The organism is Romboutsia sp. MSSM.1001216sp_RTP31141st1_G3_RTP31141_220114 (assembly GCF_039031195.1).
Lineage (GTDB): Bacteria > Bacillota > Clostridia > Peptostreptococcales > Peptostreptococcaceae > Romboutsia_C > Romboutsia_C hominis.
This window is the reverse complement of record NZ_JBCIUO010000013.1, coordinates 1-15,857: the sequence shown is the minus strand read 5'-3', so window position 1 is coordinate 15,857 and position 15,857 is coordinate 1. Positions and strand designations below refer to the sequence as shown.

The 15,857-nt window shown below is 29.3% G+C and carries 15 protein-coding genes; 12 read left to right on the top strand and 3 right to left on the bottom strand.

What is annotated here, in order from left to right; genetic code table 11:
- The first annotated feature begins 64 nt into the window (after window positions 1-64).
- The 7 genes from hdcA (at window position 65) to ABCP60_RS13140 (ending at window position 6,149) form a co-directional block, all read left to right on the top strand.
- On the top strand, window positions 65-1,027 hold the full coding sequence (gene hdcA / locus ABCP60_RS13170; protein ID WP_092921928.1) for a histidine decarboxylase, pyruvoyl type: 963 nt from the start codon (window positions 65-67) through the stop codon (window positions 1,025-1,027).
- Window positions 1,028-1,121: 94 nt separating this feature from the next.
- Entirely contained in the window at window positions 1,122-2,600 is a 1,479-nt protein-coding gene (locus tag ABCP60_RS13165; RefSeq protein WP_166506102.1) for a basic amino acid/polyamine antiporter, read from the top strand.
- A 611-nt stretch (window positions 2,601-3,211) separates the two neighbouring features.
- Complete coding sequence (gene tsaE, locus ABCP60_RS13160; protein ID WP_092921932.1) at window positions 3,212-3,664, top strand: tRNA (adenosine(37)-N6)-threonylcarbamoyltransferase complex ATPase subunit type 1 TsaE; 453 nt, start codon at window positions 3,212-3,214, stop codon at window positions 3,662-3,664.
- Window positions 3,664-4,380: a tRNA (adenosine(37)-N6)-threonylcarbamoyltransferase complex dimerization subunit type 1 TsaB gene (tsaB, locus tag ABCP60_RS13155; protein ID WP_092921934.1), complete on the top strand. Its 717-nt coding sequence runs from the start codon at window positions 3,664-3,666 to the stop codon at window positions 4,378-4,380. Before tsaE ends, tsaB begins: the two co-directional genes overlap by 1 nt.
- Window positions 4,370-4,825 (top strand): ribosomal protein S18-alanine N-acetyltransferase, encoded by a 456-nt coding sequence (rimI, locus tag ABCP60_RS13150; RefSeq protein ID WP_242871280.1) that lies wholly within the window; start codon window positions 4,370-4,372, stop codon window positions 4,823-4,825. Before tsaB ends, rimI begins: the two co-directional genes overlap by 11 nt.
- A 2-nt stretch (window positions 4,826-4,827) precedes the next feature.
- Complete coding sequence (gene tsaD, locus ABCP60_RS13145) at window positions 4,828-5,844, top strand: tRNA (adenosine(37)-N6)-threonylcarbamoyltransferase complex transferase subunit TsaD (protein ID WP_195581653.1); 1,017 nt, start codon at window positions 4,828-4,830, stop codon at window positions 5,842-5,844.
- Between the two features lie 32 nt (window positions 5,845-5,876).
- The gene (locus ABCP60_RS13140) at window positions 5,877-6,149 is read left to right on the top strand and encodes a hypothetical protein (protein WP_092921939.1); all 273 of its coding nucleotides are present in this window, start codon (window positions 5,877-5,879) and stop codon (window positions 6,147-6,149) included.
- Window positions 6,150-6,191: 42 nt separating this feature from the next.
- Here ABCP60_RS13140 and ABCP60_RS13135 read toward each other — a convergent pair whose 3' ends face one another.
- Both ABCP60_RS13135 and ABCP60_RS13130 read right to left on the bottom strand, forming a co-directional pair.
- On the bottom strand, window positions 6,192-7,568 hold the full coding sequence (locus tag ABCP60_RS13135; RefSeq protein ID WP_092921942.1) for an MATE family efflux transporter: 1,377 nt from the start codon (window positions 7,566-7,568) through the stop codon (window positions 6,192-6,194).
- 162 nt (window positions 7,569-7,730) lie between these two features.
- Window positions 7,731-9,644: an ABC-F family ATP-binding cassette domain-containing protein gene (locus ABCP60_RS13130; protein WP_195581654.1), complete on the bottom strand. Its 1,914-nt coding sequence runs from the start codon at window positions 9,642-9,644 to the stop codon at window positions 7,731-7,733.
- A gap of 119 nt (window positions 9,645-9,763) precedes the next feature.
- On the opposite strand from ABCP60_RS13130, the gene ABCP60_RS13125 reads away from it, so the two are divergent.
- The gene (locus ABCP60_RS13125) at window positions 9,764-10,402 is read left to right on the top strand and encodes a redox-sensing transcriptional repressor Rex (protein WP_092921948.1); all 639 of its coding nucleotides are present in this window, start codon (window positions 9,764-9,766) and stop codon (window positions 10,400-10,402) included.
- Window positions 10,403-10,449: 47 nt separating this feature from the next.
- Here ABCP60_RS13125 and ABCP60_RS13120 read toward each other — a convergent pair whose 3' ends face one another.
- Window positions 10,450-10,620 carry a 4Fe-4S binding protein gene (locus tag ABCP60_RS13120; RefSeq protein ID WP_092921951.1) on the bottom strand — a complete coding sequence of 57 codons (171 nt, stop codon included), beginning with the start codon at window positions 10,618-10,620 and terminating at the stop codon, window positions 10,450-10,452.
- 393 nt (window positions 10,621-11,013) lie between these two features.
- On the opposite strand from ABCP60_RS13120, the gene cooS reads away from it, so the two are divergent.
- The 4 genes from cooS (at window position 11,014) to ABCP60_RS13100 (ending at window position 15,541) form a co-directional block, all read left to right on the top strand.
- Window positions 11,014-12,915, top strand: a complete 1,902-nt coding sequence (gene cooS / locus ABCP60_RS13115; protein ID WP_343101860.1) for an anaerobic carbon-monoxide dehydrogenase catalytic subunit — start codon at window positions 11,014-11,016, stop codon at window positions 12,913-12,915.
- Window positions 12,908-13,360, top strand: a complete 453-nt coding sequence (locus ABCP60_RS13110) for a 4Fe-4S dicluster domain-containing protein (protein ID WP_092921957.1) — start codon at window positions 12,908-12,910, stop codon at window positions 13,358-13,360. Before cooS ends, ABCP60_RS13110 begins: the two co-directional genes overlap by 8 nt.
- Window positions 13,354-14,622 carry an FAD-dependent oxidoreductase gene (locus ABCP60_RS13105; RefSeq protein ID WP_343101859.1) on the top strand — a complete coding sequence of 423 codons (1,269 nt, stop codon included), beginning with the start codon at window positions 13,354-13,356 and terminating at the stop codon, window positions 14,620-14,622. Before ABCP60_RS13110 ends, ABCP60_RS13105 begins: the two co-directional genes overlap by 7 nt.
- 109 nt (window positions 14,623-14,731) lie before the next feature.
- Window positions 14,732-15,541 carry an ATP-binding protein gene (locus ABCP60_RS13100; protein ID WP_092921960.1) on the top strand — a complete coding sequence of 270 codons (810 nt, stop codon included), beginning with the start codon at window positions 14,732-14,734 and terminating at the stop codon, window positions 15,539-15,541.
- Window positions 15,542-15,857: the final 316 nt, after the last annotated feature.

Genomic DNA, 15,857 nt, shown 5'->3' with positions numbered 1-15,857 from the left:
TGTCAAGGGTATATGTACTCATGTACAGCGATTTGCTGTATATAATTTTTGGGAGGTGTTCAAAATGAACAAAAATTTAGAAGAACAGAGAAATCGAACTATAGGGGTAGGCCCCAGAAAGGTAAGAAAAGTAAGAGCGGCTAAGGTAGATAAAACAGCTATAAGTCCATACAATCGTTACTGTGATGGATACGGAATGCCAGGAGCTTATGGAAATGGATATGTTTCAGTTCTTACAGTTTCTGTTGGTACAGTTAAAAAAACAGATGACTTCTTATTAGACGGAATAGTTTCATATGATAGAGCGGAAATAAATGATGCATATGTCGGTCAAATAAATATGCTTACAGCTTCATCTTTTTGTGGTATAGCAGGGCAAGTATGGGGTTATGATTTAGCAACACATATGAATATAGCGGATGAAAAAGAACAACCATTATTTGATGTAGAACAATTTGATGGAACACCACTTAAAGTGTATGACGCTAAACCTTTATTAGAAGCAGGTATTGAATTATTCGGTACAGAAAAAAATAGACGTTTCCCAACAATACCAGGAGCTCATGTAATATGCGCAAACAAGAGTGTTACATCTTATAGACCAAAAGAAAATAGACCTTTAAAAGAAGGAGAAGCTTACGGAGTTTGGTCATTTATAGCAATTTCATTATCAAATGATAGAGATAATTGTGCGGATTTATTTATAGAAGATGCGGGACTTTGGACAAAAAATGATAATGAAGAAGATCTAAAAAAATTCTTAGAAAAACACAGAAAAGCAGTTGCTTGGTCAGTTAAAGAGTGTGGTAGAGATTCACATGTAGTATTTGATAGAACTTATGTAGGATTTGCATATACAATAATGAAACCAGGTGAAATCGGAAATGCATTAACTTGTGCTCCATATGTAACTTTAGCAAGAGACGCAGTACCTGAAAGCGGATTTTCAAGTTTAAATCAATTAACACTTAATGAGTGGTTAGATGAGATGGAATTTAAGCCATTAACAGAATGTACTCAGAAATAATTATTTTAAGTACATTTTGTTAAGAGTTTAAATTACAAAATGCACTTAAAGCTAGTAATTTTCATAAAACTTAATGAAATTTAGGAGGGCTATTATGAGCGATAAAAGTAGCGGTAGCGAAGCGAAAGATAATAGCACTAAAAAGCTTGGTGTAGTTGCTCTAGCGGGCGTAGTAATAAGCGCTATGCTAGGTGGTGGAGTTTATAATCTACCACAAAATATGGCTCAGCATGCATCTGCCGGTGCAATACTAATTGCATGGATAATAACTGGTTTTGGTATGTGGTTTATTGCAAACACTTTTAGAGTGCTTGCAGCAGCCAGACCAGATGTGACAACTGGTATATATGCTTATGGTGAGTTAGGATTTGGTAAATTTACAGGTTTCTTAATGGCATGGGGGTATTGGATATGTAATTCTTTTGCCAATGTAGGATATGCAGTACTATTGATGGATTCACTTAACTATTTCTTTCCATCATATTTTACAGGTGGGAATAACTGGTTGTCTATTGTTTGTGGGTCAATAGTACTTTGGGTTATTTATTTTGCAGTTTTATCAGGTGTTAAACAGGCTGCATTTTTAAATGTAATAGGAACAATCGGTAAACTAGTTCCATTAGCTATATTTATATTAGTATTAGCTATATCATTTAAAGTTTCACTCTTCTTTACTGATTTTTGGGGCTTAAAAACTGTTGCATCAGTTCATGATAGCGCGCTAGGTGGATTATTGCCTCAAGTTAAGAGTACCATGCTGGTAACTTTATGGGTATTTACAGGTATAGAAGGAGCGGTTGTTGTATCTGGTAGAGCTAAATCACAAAAAGATGTTGGGAAAGCTACATTTTTAGGGTTCTTAACTTGTCTTTTACTATACACTATGCTTTCATTATTACCACTTGGTGTAGTTCCTCAAGGGGCTGTATCTAAAATGGCACCACCGTCAACTGCAGCAGTCTTAATGACTATAATGGGCAAATGGGGTAGTATAATAATGAATGTTGGTGTAATTATAGCCATTCTAAGTTCTTGGCTTATATGGACAGTTATGTTAACAGAATTACCATATGCAGCGGCAAAAGATGGAACATTCCCTAAAGTATTTACAAAAGAAAATAAAAAAGAAGCACCATCATTTTCATTACTTGCATCTACTATTGTAATGCAAATAATATTAATATGTGTTCACTTTACCGGAAATGCTTGGAATATGATGTTAAGTATAACAAGTGTTATGGCTTTACCTTGTTATATAGCTTCAACTTTATACTTATATAAAATATCTTCAAAAGAGGATGCTTATCCGAAAAAAATATTTGCAAGCCGTACTTATGCATATATAACTGCCATAATAGGTACTATATATGGATTATGGTTATTATATGCAGCAGGGCTAGAATATTTATTAATATCACTAATTATCTATGCGATAGGTATTCCAGTATTTAAAAAAGCAAGAAAAGAAATAGAGCCAGACAAACCTGAATTTACTAAGATAGAAAGATATGTTGCTATAGGGCTAATAGTGCTTGGGATAGTAGGTTTAATATATCTATTTAAATTTATGTAATTTAGATAAAATAAAAAAATAGAGAGATTATAAAAACTAATCTCTCTATTTTTTCGTTTTATTTAGAAATTAAATATTTTTTTATATAAGAATATATTTATTATTAACTTTGTTTCTTTATTTGCATATCTCTAACTTAATTATATGTGTATTCAAAGTAAAAAGCACCTACTAATTTCTTAGCAAGTGCTTTAGGGGAATAAGGAATATATTGTTTGGGGGAATAAATATTTCTTATACTATAATTATTATCATATTGAAAGATTATATACATATTTTATAAAAAAATTTATTTATAATGAATATGGCTAAAATATTAAACTAAAAAGAAAAAACTGCCTACATTACAGGCAGTAGGAAATAATTATTTTAAAAAGGGTTAGGAATATAGAGTAAATTTAAAAAAGGTTTTTAAAAGTACATACACCTGTACCTTTAAAAACCTTCATGGTTTCAATTAACTTATATTCTTAATTAAATAGTAGTTCACTATTTTCAAAAAGTCAACCATAAATGTATATTATATTTATAAATACTTTATAATACCAGATGGTTATAATATAATAATATCTAGTTGATAATTTTTTCAAACTATTTATGGAGATGAATTTATGATTAAAATATATTTAGAAGATGAAAATAAAACAAAAGAAATTGGATATAAATTAGGAAAATTGCTAACACCAGGAAGTGTTATATGTTTAATAGGAGATTTAGGAGCTGGAAAGACTACAATGACTCAAAGTCTTGCAAAGGCCCTAGAAGTAGATGATTATATAACTAGCCCAACATTTACAATAGTAAATGAGTATGAAGGAAAAATGCCTTTATACCATTTTGATGTATACAGAATTGGTAGTAGTGATGAAATGTATGATATAGGATATGATGAGTATATAAATGGAGAAGGAGTATGCATAATAGAATGGGCAAATCTAATAGAAGACATACTTCCAGAAGAATACTTACATATAGAATTAAGATACAAAGATATGTCTAGAGAAATGATATTAAATCCAGTGGGAGAAAAATATGAAAAGATAGTTGAGGAGTTGACAAGATAATGAAGGTACTAGGAATAGATACATCTTCGCTTGCTACAAGTATAGCTGTTATAGAAGATGATAAATTAATATGTGAATATATAGTAAATACAAAAAAGACACATTCTCAAAAACTTATGCCTATGATAGAAAATATGCTTAAGATGAGTGATTTAAATGTTAATGATATAGACCTAATAGCTATATGTGAAGGACCTGGATCATTTACTGGACTTAGAATAAGTATGGCTACAGCAAAGGCTATATCACATGTAAATAATATACCAATGGTAGGTGTTAATTCAGTAGAATTATTAGCTGGGAATATGGACTTATGTGATAAGAAAATATGCTCTATATTAGATGCACAAAGAACTCAAGTTTATATGGGACAATATAAATATGAAAATGGAAAATTAGTTGAGTTAAAAGGTGTAGATGTAGTAGAGATATATGATTTATTAGAAGAATTATCAAACTCTAATGAAGAGTGGATATTAGTTGGAGAAGCTGTATATAAATATGAAGACAAGATTAAGGAAATAGAAAATATACATATACCAGCACCTTCTCATAATGTAAATAAAGCAAGTAGCTTATGTGTAATAGGTATGGAAAAGTATAAAAATAATATAAATGTTCATGATTGCTATACTATAAATCCAGTATATATTAGAAAATCTCAAGCAGAAGTTCAATATGATGAAAAGATGAAGAGGTTAAATGATGGAAAATAATATAGTTATAGAAAGAATGACGGCCAAAGATATTGACGGAGTTTTTGAAGTTGAAAAAAACTGCTTTGAAGATTATTGGTCTAAAGATGCATTTAAAAAAGAATTAAGTAACGATGTTGCTAGATATTTAGTTGCTAAAATAGATGATAAAGTAGTAGGTTACGTTGGAATATGGTTTGTTGTTGATGAAGGCCATATCACTAATGTAGCGGTACATGAAGATTATAGAGGTAGAAAAGTAGGAGACAAGCTAATACAAGCACTAGTAGAGCTTTGCAGAGAAAGTAATATAGTATCAATGACTTTAGAAGTAAGGGTTTCAAATATAGTTGCTCAAAATCTTTATAAAAAGTATGGATTTAAGTTAGCAGGAATAAGAAAAGAATACTATAGCAACAACAAAGAAGATGCCATGATTATGTGGAGTGATATAAAGGCGGTGTAGTAATGAAAGATATAATAACATTATCAGTAGAGAGTAGTTGTGATGAAACTTCTATAGCTATTTTAAAAAATGGTAGAGAAGTTTTGACAAATATAGTTTCAACTCAAATAGATTTACATAAAAAGTTCGGTGGAGTAGTTCCTGAGGTTGCATCAAGAAAGCATATAGAAAATATAGATGGAGTATTACAAGAAGCTTTAGATGAAGCTAAAATAGAATTAAAGGATATAGATCATATAGCAGTAACTTATGGACCAGGCTTAGTTGGTGCTTTACTTGTTGGATTATCTTATGCAAAATCATTAGCATTTTGTTTAAATAAACCACTTGTAGGGGTAAATCATATAGAAGGGCATGTTAGTGCAAACTATATAGCTCATAAGGATTTAAAGCCACCATTTATAACTTTAATAGTTTCTGGTGGACATACTCATTTAGTAGAAGTTAAGGACTATGGTAAATATGAAATACTTGGAAGAACAAGAGATGATGCATCTGGAGAAGCTTTTGACAAAATAGCGAGAGCTATGGGATTAGGATATCCAGGAGGACCTATAGTAGATAAGTTAGCTAAGCAAGGAAATAAAAATGCAATAGATTTTCCTAGAGCTTATTTAGATGAAGGTTATGATTTTAGTTTTAGTGGATTAAAATCTGCTGTATTAAATTATCTAAATGCTAAAAAGATGAAAAAAGAAGAAATAGTAGTAGAAGATGTATGTGCATCTTTCCAAGAAGCTGTTGTAGAAGTATTATCTCAAAAGGCTATAAAAGCAGCTAAGGAAAAAGGATACAGCACAATTGCTTTAGCAGGAGGGGTTGCTTGCAACTCAGCACTTAGAGAAAAAATAACAGAATTAGGAAAAGAAAATAATATAGATATAAAATATCCACCAGTAGATTTATGTACAGATAATGCAGCTATGATAGGTTGTGCAGGATATTATAATTATATAAATGGAATAATAGATGATATGAGTTTAAATGCTGTTCCAAATCTAAAAATTGGACAGAGATAAACACAATAAATTGTAAGTTATAAGGGGAAATTATGAAAAAAGCAAATGTACTGTTAATTGTAGCAGTGATATTTCAAATTATGTTTTTATTAGTATTTACATCAATAATAGATTTATATGCTATATTAGCAAGCTCATTAGCTACATCAATAATAGACTTTTTATGTTCAGGAGCTATAGTTTCTGGATTTATAGCATCATATATTTATTATGAAGAAAATAAAAAAATATCCGTGGGCTTATGGATTATAAGTACATTATTTTTAGTGATATATATTTTTAGTGCACTTATAGGTACAATGTGATAAAAAATAACTCTGAGAAATTTCTCAGAGTTATTTTTTAAATTAATTCATTTCTTTTACTATATTTGCAGCCCATTTTTTAGATAAAGCTCTTGGAACACCAAATATAAATTTAACTAGTTCTTCACTATAAGTTAATAATACTAATACATAAATAGGAGCACCTTTAAATGCGGCTATAAATGTTAATGGAATTGATACTAACCACATACATCCAAGCTCTAAAAATAAGGCATATCTAGTATCTCCACCACTTCTTAAAACACCTATTATTATTAATGTATTAAATGACTTAAGAGCCATTAAAATACCCATTATAATAAATATTTTAGTTATATCAGGAGCTAAATTTGGTGTAACACTAAATATATTTAATAATAGAGGAATATTTAATATTAGTAACCCTCCAAAAATTAGCCCTGTAATAAATACAAGAGCAGAAAACTTTTTAGCATAAGAGATAGCTCTATCAATATTATCTGCGCCAAGTTCATTACCTAACATTATAGATGCACCTATGGCTATACATACAGCAGTCATTATAAAGAAGTTACCTGTACTTGTTGCTATTTGACTAGCGGCTATGGCAGAAGTACCAGCTTTTGAGTATGCAACTGAATACAATACTGTACCGATTGCCCATGCAGTATCATTTAGAAATATTGGAAAGCTAGTTTTTAAAAATGATGAAGAAAATTCTTTATCAATAAGTTTTAATTCTTTTATACCAAACTTTAAAGTATAATCTTTTTTAAAGAAGTATACATATCCAATTATTAAAGAAAATTCAACTATTCTAGCTATAACCGTAGCAAGTGCAGCACCTTTAACACCTAACATAGGCATCCCTAAATTACCAAATATAAGGCCGTAATTAAGAATTATATTAACAATTAACGCAACTGAGCTACAAATCATACCTAGCTTAGGATTTCTAATTCCTCTTGAGCCTACACTAAAAACACTACTCATAGCAATAAGAGGATAACAAAATACAACTATACTAAAGTATTCTGTGCATTGTCTTATTACTTCAGGGTCATATGAAAATATATGAATAATTTCTGTTGGTATTATTAATGCAGGAACAAAAAATATTAGGCTAAGTAAAACTGCTAATATAACAGTAAATCCAGTTACCTTACGAATATTAGTTGTATCACCTTTTCCAAAAAACTGGGAAATAAATATTCCAGCACCACCAGTAATACCTGATAGTGACATACTAAATAAGAAAAAGAACTGGTTTGCAACACCTATAGAAGCTACTGATGTTTCGCCTAAACTACTTACCATCATAGTATCTATTACATTTACTGATGTTGATATAAGTTGTTGTATTATTATTGGAATACATAATGATACAAGCACTTTATAGAACATCTTATTATCATCATTTAAAGAAAATAATCCTTGCAAAATATCACCCCTTTATTTAATTTTAAAATCATCTTGTTAAATAATATCATAATAAAGTATGTGTGTAACTATATAAATAATAGAAATTTAAATTAAAAATATTTTATATTATAATATTATCTTATAGAATTACCCACAAAAAAAGAAGCCTATAAATGGCTTCTACATAAATAATTCCCACTCTTCATATAAAGTAGATAACTTATCTTCAAGAGATGATTTTTTTTGACTAACTTCTCTTGATTTATCAGGATTAGAATAGACCTCCTCTTGACATAGTAATATATCCAGCTCTTCTATTTCAGATTCAGTTTCTTCTATTTCTTTTTCTATATTTTGTCTTTTAACTCTATTTTTCTTTTCTATTTCTCTTTGTTCTCTCTCTTTACGTTTTTCATCTTTTAGTTGTGTTTTAGTTTTTTCTACAACATCAACATTAGTACTCATTTCTTGAACTTGTTTTTTCTTTTCTAAATAGTAGTCATAATTACCAAGGTATTCAGTTATACCAGTTTCATCTAAAACTAATATTTTATCTACAACAGTATTTAGGAAATATCTATCATGGGATATTGTAAACACTGTACCTGTATACCCACATAAAGCTTCTTCAAGAACTTCTTTAGAATCTATATCTAAGTGGTTAGTAGGCTCATCAAGAAGAAGAAGATTGGCTTTTGAAAGAATTAATTTGAGTATAGCAACTCTAGCCCTTTCTCCACCACTTAATGTTGAAATCTTTTTAAATACATCTTCACCTTCAAATAAAAAGGCTCCAAGCATACTTCTAAGAGTAGTTTGAGTTAAATTAGTGTTATCATTCCAAATTTCATCTATAATAGTATTTTCTAAATTAAGAGTTTTTTGCTCCTGGTGGAAATAAGATACATTAACATTAGTACCAAACTTAACATCTCCAGAAAGAGGAGTTAACTCATTCATAATTATTTTAAACAGAGTAGATTTACCAATACCATTAGCACCTATAAGAGCCACCTTTTCTCCTCTGTATATATCAAGGTTTATATCTTTAAATAATATTTTTTCACCATAACCCATAGAGATATCTCTTAATTGGAGAACATCATTACCACTAGTAACAGATGGATTAAATTCTATTCTAGCTCTCTTTCTTTCACCATCAGGCTTATCTAACACATCGACTTTAGCAAGCATTTTTTCTTTACTTCTAGCTCTTTTTACATGCTTTTCTCTGCCATATGCTTTTAATCTTTCTATAGATTCTTCTTGTTTCTTTATTTCCTTTTGCTGGTCTTCATACTTCTTTTGTTCTATTTCTTTTTCTACAATAGAAGCTTTTACGAAATCAGAGTAATTTCCATTATAAGATTTTAATTTCTTATTATGTATCTCAAAGACTCTATTAACAACTTGGTCTAGGAAATATCTATCATGTGATATTAAAATTACTGTACCTTTATATTGTTTTAAGAAAACTTCAAGCCATTCTATTGCTTCAGCATCTAAGTGGTTAGTAGGTTCATCTAATAGAAGTAAAGTAGGTTTTCTAAGAAGTAGTTTACCTAGAAGTACTCTAGTTTTTTCACCTCCAGAAAGTACGTCGATAGGCTTGTTCATATCGTCATCGCTAAACCCTAATCCTTTTAAAACACCTTTTGCCTCAGATTTATATCCGTAACCATTCATATCAGAGAACTTTTCTAATTTGTGAGAGTATTCATCCATTATTTTTTCAAGTTTATTTGAGTTAGGATTTGCACTTTCTTCAGCTATTTTAACCTCTAAGTTTCTTAAGTAGTTTTCCATTTCTATTAAATCTTTAAATACTTCTAAAACTTCTTCTAAAATAGTGTTGTTGGAATGGAAATTGGTATGCTGTTCTAAGTATCCTATTTCACAGTCTTTAGATGTATATATATCTCCACTATCATAACCATATATTCCAGAGATAACTTTAAATAGAGTAGTTTTACCCGTACCATTTACACCAACTATCCCTATTTTATCACCTTCATTAACAGTAAAACTTACATTTTCTAATATAGAATCTATTCCAAAACTTTTATTTAAGTTATTACACGACAAAACGATCATAAATTTATACCTCCTTGAACTACCTAAAATTATAATGTTTTGATATAATATAATCAAGGATATTAAACTATGTTTTAAAAATATAGATAATTATGTCATATTTACAGGAGGTGAAAGAAATGGGTTCTAAGAATATATCGATGGCAGTCATAAGAAGATTACCGAAATATCATAGATACTTAGGAGAGTTATTAGATAAGGATATACATAGAATATCCTCTAAGGAATTAAGTGAGATTATCGGTTTTACAGCATCTCAAATAAGACAAGATTTAAATAATTTTGGTGGCTTTGGCCAACAAGGTTATGGATATAATGTAGAAGCACTTCATAATGAAATCGGAAAAATTTTGGGGCTAGATAGAAAGTATAATGCAATACTAATAGGGGCAGGAAATTTAGGTCAAGCAATAGCTAACTATTCTGGATTTAGAAAAGCTGGATTTGAAGTTAAAGCATTATTTGATGCAAATCCCAAAATGATAGGGTTAAAAATAAGAGACTTTGAAGTACTAGATTCAGAGGAGATAGAGAAATATGTTGAGGAACATAATATAGATATTGCTATACTATGTATACCAAAGAACGGAGCGCAAGACACAGTCAATAGATTAGTTAGTGTTGGTATAAAAGGAATATGGAACTTCGCACCTATAGATTTAGAAGTACCAAAGGATGTTATAGTTGAGAACGTAAATTTAACAGAAAGCTTATTCACTCTATCATACTTAATGAAAGAAAGTGAAGAAGAATTATAAAAATAAAAAACTACCATACATATGTATGGTAGTTTTTGTATATTAGATTACTCTGGTTGAGGAGCATCAACTGGACATACTCCAGCACAAGCACCACATTCAACACAAGTATCTGCATCTATAACGTATTTGTCATCTCCTGCAGATATACATTCAACTGGACATTCAGCAGCACAAGCACCACAGCTTATGCAAGCATCATTTATCATGTAAGCCATCACAAAATCCTCCCTTGATTTTTTTATTATGTATTCATTAATATTATAACAAAAAAATTCCAACATAACAAAGAAAAAAATTTTACAAGAATATTAATAAAACGACAGATTAATATAAAATAAAATGGGTATAGACTAACAAAAAATAATATTTAATTATATAATGAACAGATTAATCATTATAAAAAATAAATATATATAAAAAAAGTTTTATAATTAAGACAAGAAAAATTAAAAAAAATATGTTTAAGATTAAAATTTTTATGGTAAATATTGAATATAAAATTATAGTTAAAAAAAAATCAATCAAGTCATCAAGGTCAAATCAATTCAATTCTAACTAAATTTTCATCCAAATTAAAATCTAATAAATAATATTAAGGGGGAAATATTATGTCTTGTAATACTTGTAGAATGTGTGAAAGTGCTGATAAGAGGTTAGAAAGCTTTATAGCTTCAAAGGATGTAGAAACATCATTCCATAGAACAGAAGATCAAAAAATTAAATGTGGATTTGGGCTTCAAGGAGTGTGTTGTAGACTATGTTCAAATGGTCCATGTAGAATAACACCAAAATCACCAAGAGGTATATGTGGAGCAGATGCAGATACCATAGTAGCTAGAAACTTTTTAAGAGCAGTTGCATCAGGTTCCGCTTGTTATTTACATGTAGTAGAAACTACAGCTAGAAATCTAAAGGATTTAGGAGAGAAAAAAGGGAATATAAAGGGATTAAATGCACTAAATAATTTAGCTGAAATGTTTGGAATAGAATCTAAAGATAATCATCAAAAATGTATAGATATAGCCAATAAGGTGTTAAATGACTTATATAAGCCAAGATACGAGAAAATGGAATTAGTTGAAAAGGTAGCATATGGACCAAGAGTAGATAAATGGAAAGAGCTAGGAATAATGCCAGATGGAGCTAAGTCAGAAGTCTTTGATGCAATAGTAAAATCATCTACAAACTTAAATAGTGATCCAGTAGATATGTTGGTTAATTGCTTAAATTTAGGTATATCAACAGGCTTATATGGTCTTACATTAACTAACCTTTTAAATGATGTTATGTTAGGAGAGCCAGTTATAAGAATGGCTCCAGTAGGATTTAATGTTATAGATAAAGATTATATAAATATAATGATAACAGGACATCAACATTCAGTATTTTCTCATTTCCAAGATAGATTAAAAGACAACGATGTAGTAGAATTAGCAAAATCGGTAGGAGCTAAAGGGTTTAAATTAGTTGGATGTACTTGTGTAGGTCAAGATTTACAGTTAAGAGGAGAACATTACCAAGAGGTATTTGTGGGTCATGCAGGAAATAACTTCACTAGTGAGGCTGTACTTTCAACAGGTGCTATAGACATGGTACTATCAGAATTTAACTGTACAATACCAGGACTTGAGCCAATAGCAGATAAATATAAAGTTAAGATGGTTTGCTTAGATGATGTAGCGAAAAAAGCAAATGCAGAGTATATACCATTTGATAGAGAGAATATAGAATCTATAAGCGAAAGTCTAATAAATAAAGCATTAGAAGCATATAAAGAAAGAAGAAATGTAGTAGAAATAGATATACCAAGTGACCATGGATACGAAAAATCTTTAACAGGAGTAAGTGAAAAGAACTTAAAAGCATTCTTAGGAGATTCATGGAAACCATTAATAAACTTAATTGCAGAAGGAAAAATTAAAGGTATAGCTGCTGTAGTTGGATGCTCAAATATGACTGCTGGTGGACACGATATAAATACAGTTGAATTAACTAAAGAATTAATTAAGAGAGATATAATAGTTCTTTCTGCTGGATGTTCAACAGGAGGGCTTGAAAATGTAGGGCTTATGTCTCCAGGGGCAGAAGAATTAGCAGGGGATAACTTAAAAGAAGTTTGTAAGTCTTTAGGAATACCACCAGTACTAAACTTTGGACCATGTTTAGCAATAGGAAGATTAGAAATAGTTGCTACAGAAATAGCAGCAGAATTAGGTATAGATTTACCTCAATTACCACTTGTACTATCAGCACCACAATGGCTAGAGGAGCAAGCATTAGCTGATGGGGCATTTGGTTTAGCACTAGGATTACCACTTCACTTAGCATTACCACCATTTATAACAGGAGGAAAACTAGTAACAGAAGTGCTTACAGAAAAATTAAAAGATTTAACAGGAGGCCACGTTATAGTTAATCCAGACCCAAAATCGTCAGCAGAGCAATTAGAAGAAATAATAATCGATAGAAGACAAAAACTTGGGTTAAAGGAAGTGGAATCTTATGCATAGAATTATAATTAATAAAGAATTATGTACTGGATGTAAAAGTTGTGTTTTAGCTTGTATGTTAAAGCATAGTGAAAATAGCAACATGTATACACTTAATCTAGATGATATAGATAATGATAGTAGAGGGCATATAGAATTAGATAAAGATAATAAACCAGTGCCAATTATATGCAGACATTGTGATGAGCCAGAATGTGTTTTAACTTGTATGAGTGGAGCAATGGTTAAAGATGAAAAAACAGGAATAGTTTCCTATGATGAAAAGAAATGTGGTTCATGTTATATGTGTATAATGTCTTGTCCTTATGGGGTTTTAAAAGTAGATGATAAAACAAAGCAAGTTGTATTAAAGTGTGATTTATGTATAAATGAAGAAAATCCTAAGTGTGTAGCAAATTGTCCAACTGGAGCACTAGAGCTACAGAAGGGAGAATCATTATGTTAGATAAAATATTAAACATATTTAGAAGTAAAAAAAGTATTGATTATGTTATATTAGGTGCAAGTGCAGCAGGAATAAGTGCAGCTAAAACATTAAGGGAATTAGATAAGGAGGGTAGCATAGTAATAGTATCGAAGGATGATAAAATATATTCGCGTTGTATGTTGCATCATGTTATATCTAACCATAGAACTGTAGAGGAAATAAACTTTGTAGATGAAGAATTTATGAAAGAAAATAATATTATATGGGTAAAAGGAACAAGTGTTAAATCTTTAGACACAAATTCTAAAAAGGTAATATTAGAAAATCAAGCTATAGGATATAATAAACTTCTAATAGCTACAGGTGCATCTGCATTTATACCGTCAATAAAGAATTTAAGAGAAGCAAACAATGTATACCCATTAAGAGATATAGAAGATGCATATAATATAAAAGATAAAGTTAAAAAAATAAATAAAGTAGCCATTATAGGGGCTGGATTAGTTGGAATAGATGCTCTTGTTGGGTTGTTAGAGTACAAAAATATTGAAGTATCTTTAGTAAACACAGGTCAATTTATACTTAATAAACAATTAGATAAGTATAGTGCATCAACATATGAGAAAAAATTTATAGAAAACGGTGGAAAGCTATATCAAGGTGTAGCCATAAAAGAAATAGTAATAAAGGACAATAAGGATATAGTAGGGATATTGTTAGAAGATGGAACTTTGGTTGAATGCGAAATGATTATTGTGGCTACAGGAGTTAGACCAAATGCAGATTTTATAAAGAACACTAACATATCCTATGATAAAGGAATAGTTATAAGTGACAAATGTGAAACTACGCAAAAAGATGTATATGCAGCAGGGGATGTAGTAGGTAAAAATGCTATATGGCCAATAGCTGTAAAACAAGGCTTAGTCTCAGCCTATAATATGTACGGAAAAGAAAGATTAATAGATGATAGTTTTGCAGCAAAAAATAGTATGAACTTTATGGGAATAGCGACAGTATCCCTTGGAATGGTAGAACCTATAGATGAATCATACGAAGTTGCAATTAGAAAGGATAATAATAATTACAAGAAATTTATATATAAAGATAATGTTATATATGGAGCTATTGCTCAAGGTGATATATCTTATATAGGAACTATAACTTATTTAATTAAAAATAAGATAGAAATAGAAAACTTAGAAAATAGAATATTTGATATAGGTTATGCAGATTTCTTAAGTCTAAAAGAAAATGGAGAATTCTGCTATAATATATAATAAATAAGGCTATAGATTAATCTATAGCCTTATTTATTATGTTATCTTAAAAATATAAATGAAAATAATTTATATAGTATTAAAATTTATGGGACATAGAGGTGTTATTATGAGAATTTATGCACTTATTGGTTCAAGTGGGACAGGTAAGAGTTATAGAGCTTTAGAGTTGGCATATGAAAAAGATATAGATTATATAATAGATGATGGTCTTCTTATACATAAAAATAAGATATTAGCTGGAGTATCTGCGAAACAAGCGAAAACAACTATGGAGGCAGTAAAAAGAGCTATATTTAATGATGAATTACATAGACAATCGGTTAAATCAAAGATAAAAAACGAACAAGTAGAGAATCTATTAATACTAGGAACATCAAAAAAAATGATAGATAAAATAGTAAAAAGATTGGAAATAGGAACAGAATATAAATCAATAGATATAAGAGATATAAGTAGTGATAGGGAGATAGAAATAGCAAGAGAATCTAGAAGAAGGGGTAATCATATAATACCCGTACCAAGTGTGGAAATAAAACAAATAGCTACTGGATTAAGTATAAACTCTATAAAAAAATTATTTAGAAAAAAGAATAAAGATTGTAAACTAATAGAAAAAACTATTATTAGACCAACATTTAGCTATATGGGAAAATTTTATATAAGCCCTAATGTCATACATCAAATTATAAGATATGAGTTAAGGCAAATAAATGAAATAGAAAAAGTAAATAAAGTAGAGGTATTTAATGCAAATAATAATATAAAGATATTTTTAAATGTGAATATTAAAAGTCCAATAATTTTTAAAAAAATTGAAGAAATACAAAAAAAATTAAAAAATAATATAGAAAGAGTAACAATGATGAATGTATATAAAATAGATATTTATATAAATAGATTAAGGAAGGATTTTTGAGATTAAGTATAGAATTGCATAAAAAAATACCTGTTAGTATAAAAATTCTACAGGAAAATATGACGAAAATTGTAAAAAACTTTACATAAAACCATTATTAGGATATAATAAAGGTTACAAATGTATATTTAAGTGATACATTGGATAAAATAGTAAATTTAAATTAAAATATTTTTTATACAAGATTTGTAAAGTTTTAAATAATTCTCAAAATAATTCAAAATAAATAATTCTTAATAAAATAATACTACATAGTTGGTAACAATAGATTACAAAAAAGTTACAAGTTTTACAAAAATTATTAAATCTTGTGTAT

Excerpts from the sequence above, each read along its gene's own strand:
- hdcA (WP_092921928.1), top strand. The coding sequence starts at position 65 with ATGAACAAAAATTTAGAAGAACAGAGAAATCGAACTATAGGGGTAGGC.
- ABCP60_RS13165 (WP_166506102.1), top strand. The coding sequence starts at position 1,122 with ATGAGCGATAAAAGTAGCGGTAGCGAAGCGAAAGATAATAGCACTAAA.
- tsaE (WP_092921932.1), top strand. The coding sequence starts at position 3,212 with ATGATTAAAATATATTTAGAAGATGAAAATAAAACAAAAGAAATTGGA.
- tsaB (WP_092921934.1), top strand. The coding sequence starts at position 3,664 with ATGAAGGTACTAGGAATAGATACATCTTCGCTTGCTACAAGTATAGCT.
- rimI (WP_242871280.1), top strand. The coding sequence starts at position 4,370 with ATGGAAAATAATATAGTTATAGAAAGAATGACGGCCAAAGATATTGAC.
- tsaD (WP_195581653.1), top strand. The coding sequence starts at position 4,828 with ATGAAAGATATAATAACATTATCAGTAGAGAGTAGTTGTGATGAAACT.
- ABCP60_RS13140 (WP_092921939.1), top strand. The coding sequence starts at position 5,877 with ATGAAAAAAGCAAATGTACTGTTAATTGTAGCAGTGATATTTCAAATT.
- ABCP60_RS13130 (WP_195581654.1), bottom strand. The coding sequence starts at position 9,644 with ATGATCGTTTTGTCGTGTAATAACTTAAATAAAAGTTTTGGAATAGAT.
- ABCP60_RS13125 (WP_092921948.1), top strand. The coding sequence starts at position 9,764 with ATGGGTTCTAAGAATATATCGATGGCAGTCATAAGAAGATTACCGAAA.
- ABCP60_RS13120 (WP_092921951.1), bottom strand. The coding sequence starts at position 10,620 with ATGGCTTACATGATAAATGATGCTTGCATAAGCTGTGGTGCTTGTGCT.
- cooS (WP_343101860.1), top strand. The coding sequence starts at position 11,014 with ATGTCTTGTAATACTTGTAGAATGTGTGAAAGTGCTGATAAGAGGTTA.
- ABCP60_RS13110 (WP_092921957.1), top strand. The coding sequence starts at position 12,908 with ATGCATAGAATTATAATTAATAAAGAATTATGTACTGGATGTAAAAGT.
- ABCP60_RS13105 (WP_343101859.1), top strand. The coding sequence starts at position 13,354 with ATGTTAGATAAAATATTAAACATATTTAGAAGTAAAAAAAGTATTGAT.
- ABCP60_RS13100 (WP_092921960.1), top strand. The coding sequence starts at position 14,732 with ATGAGAATTTATGCACTTATTGGTTCAAGTGGGACAGGTAAGAGTTAT.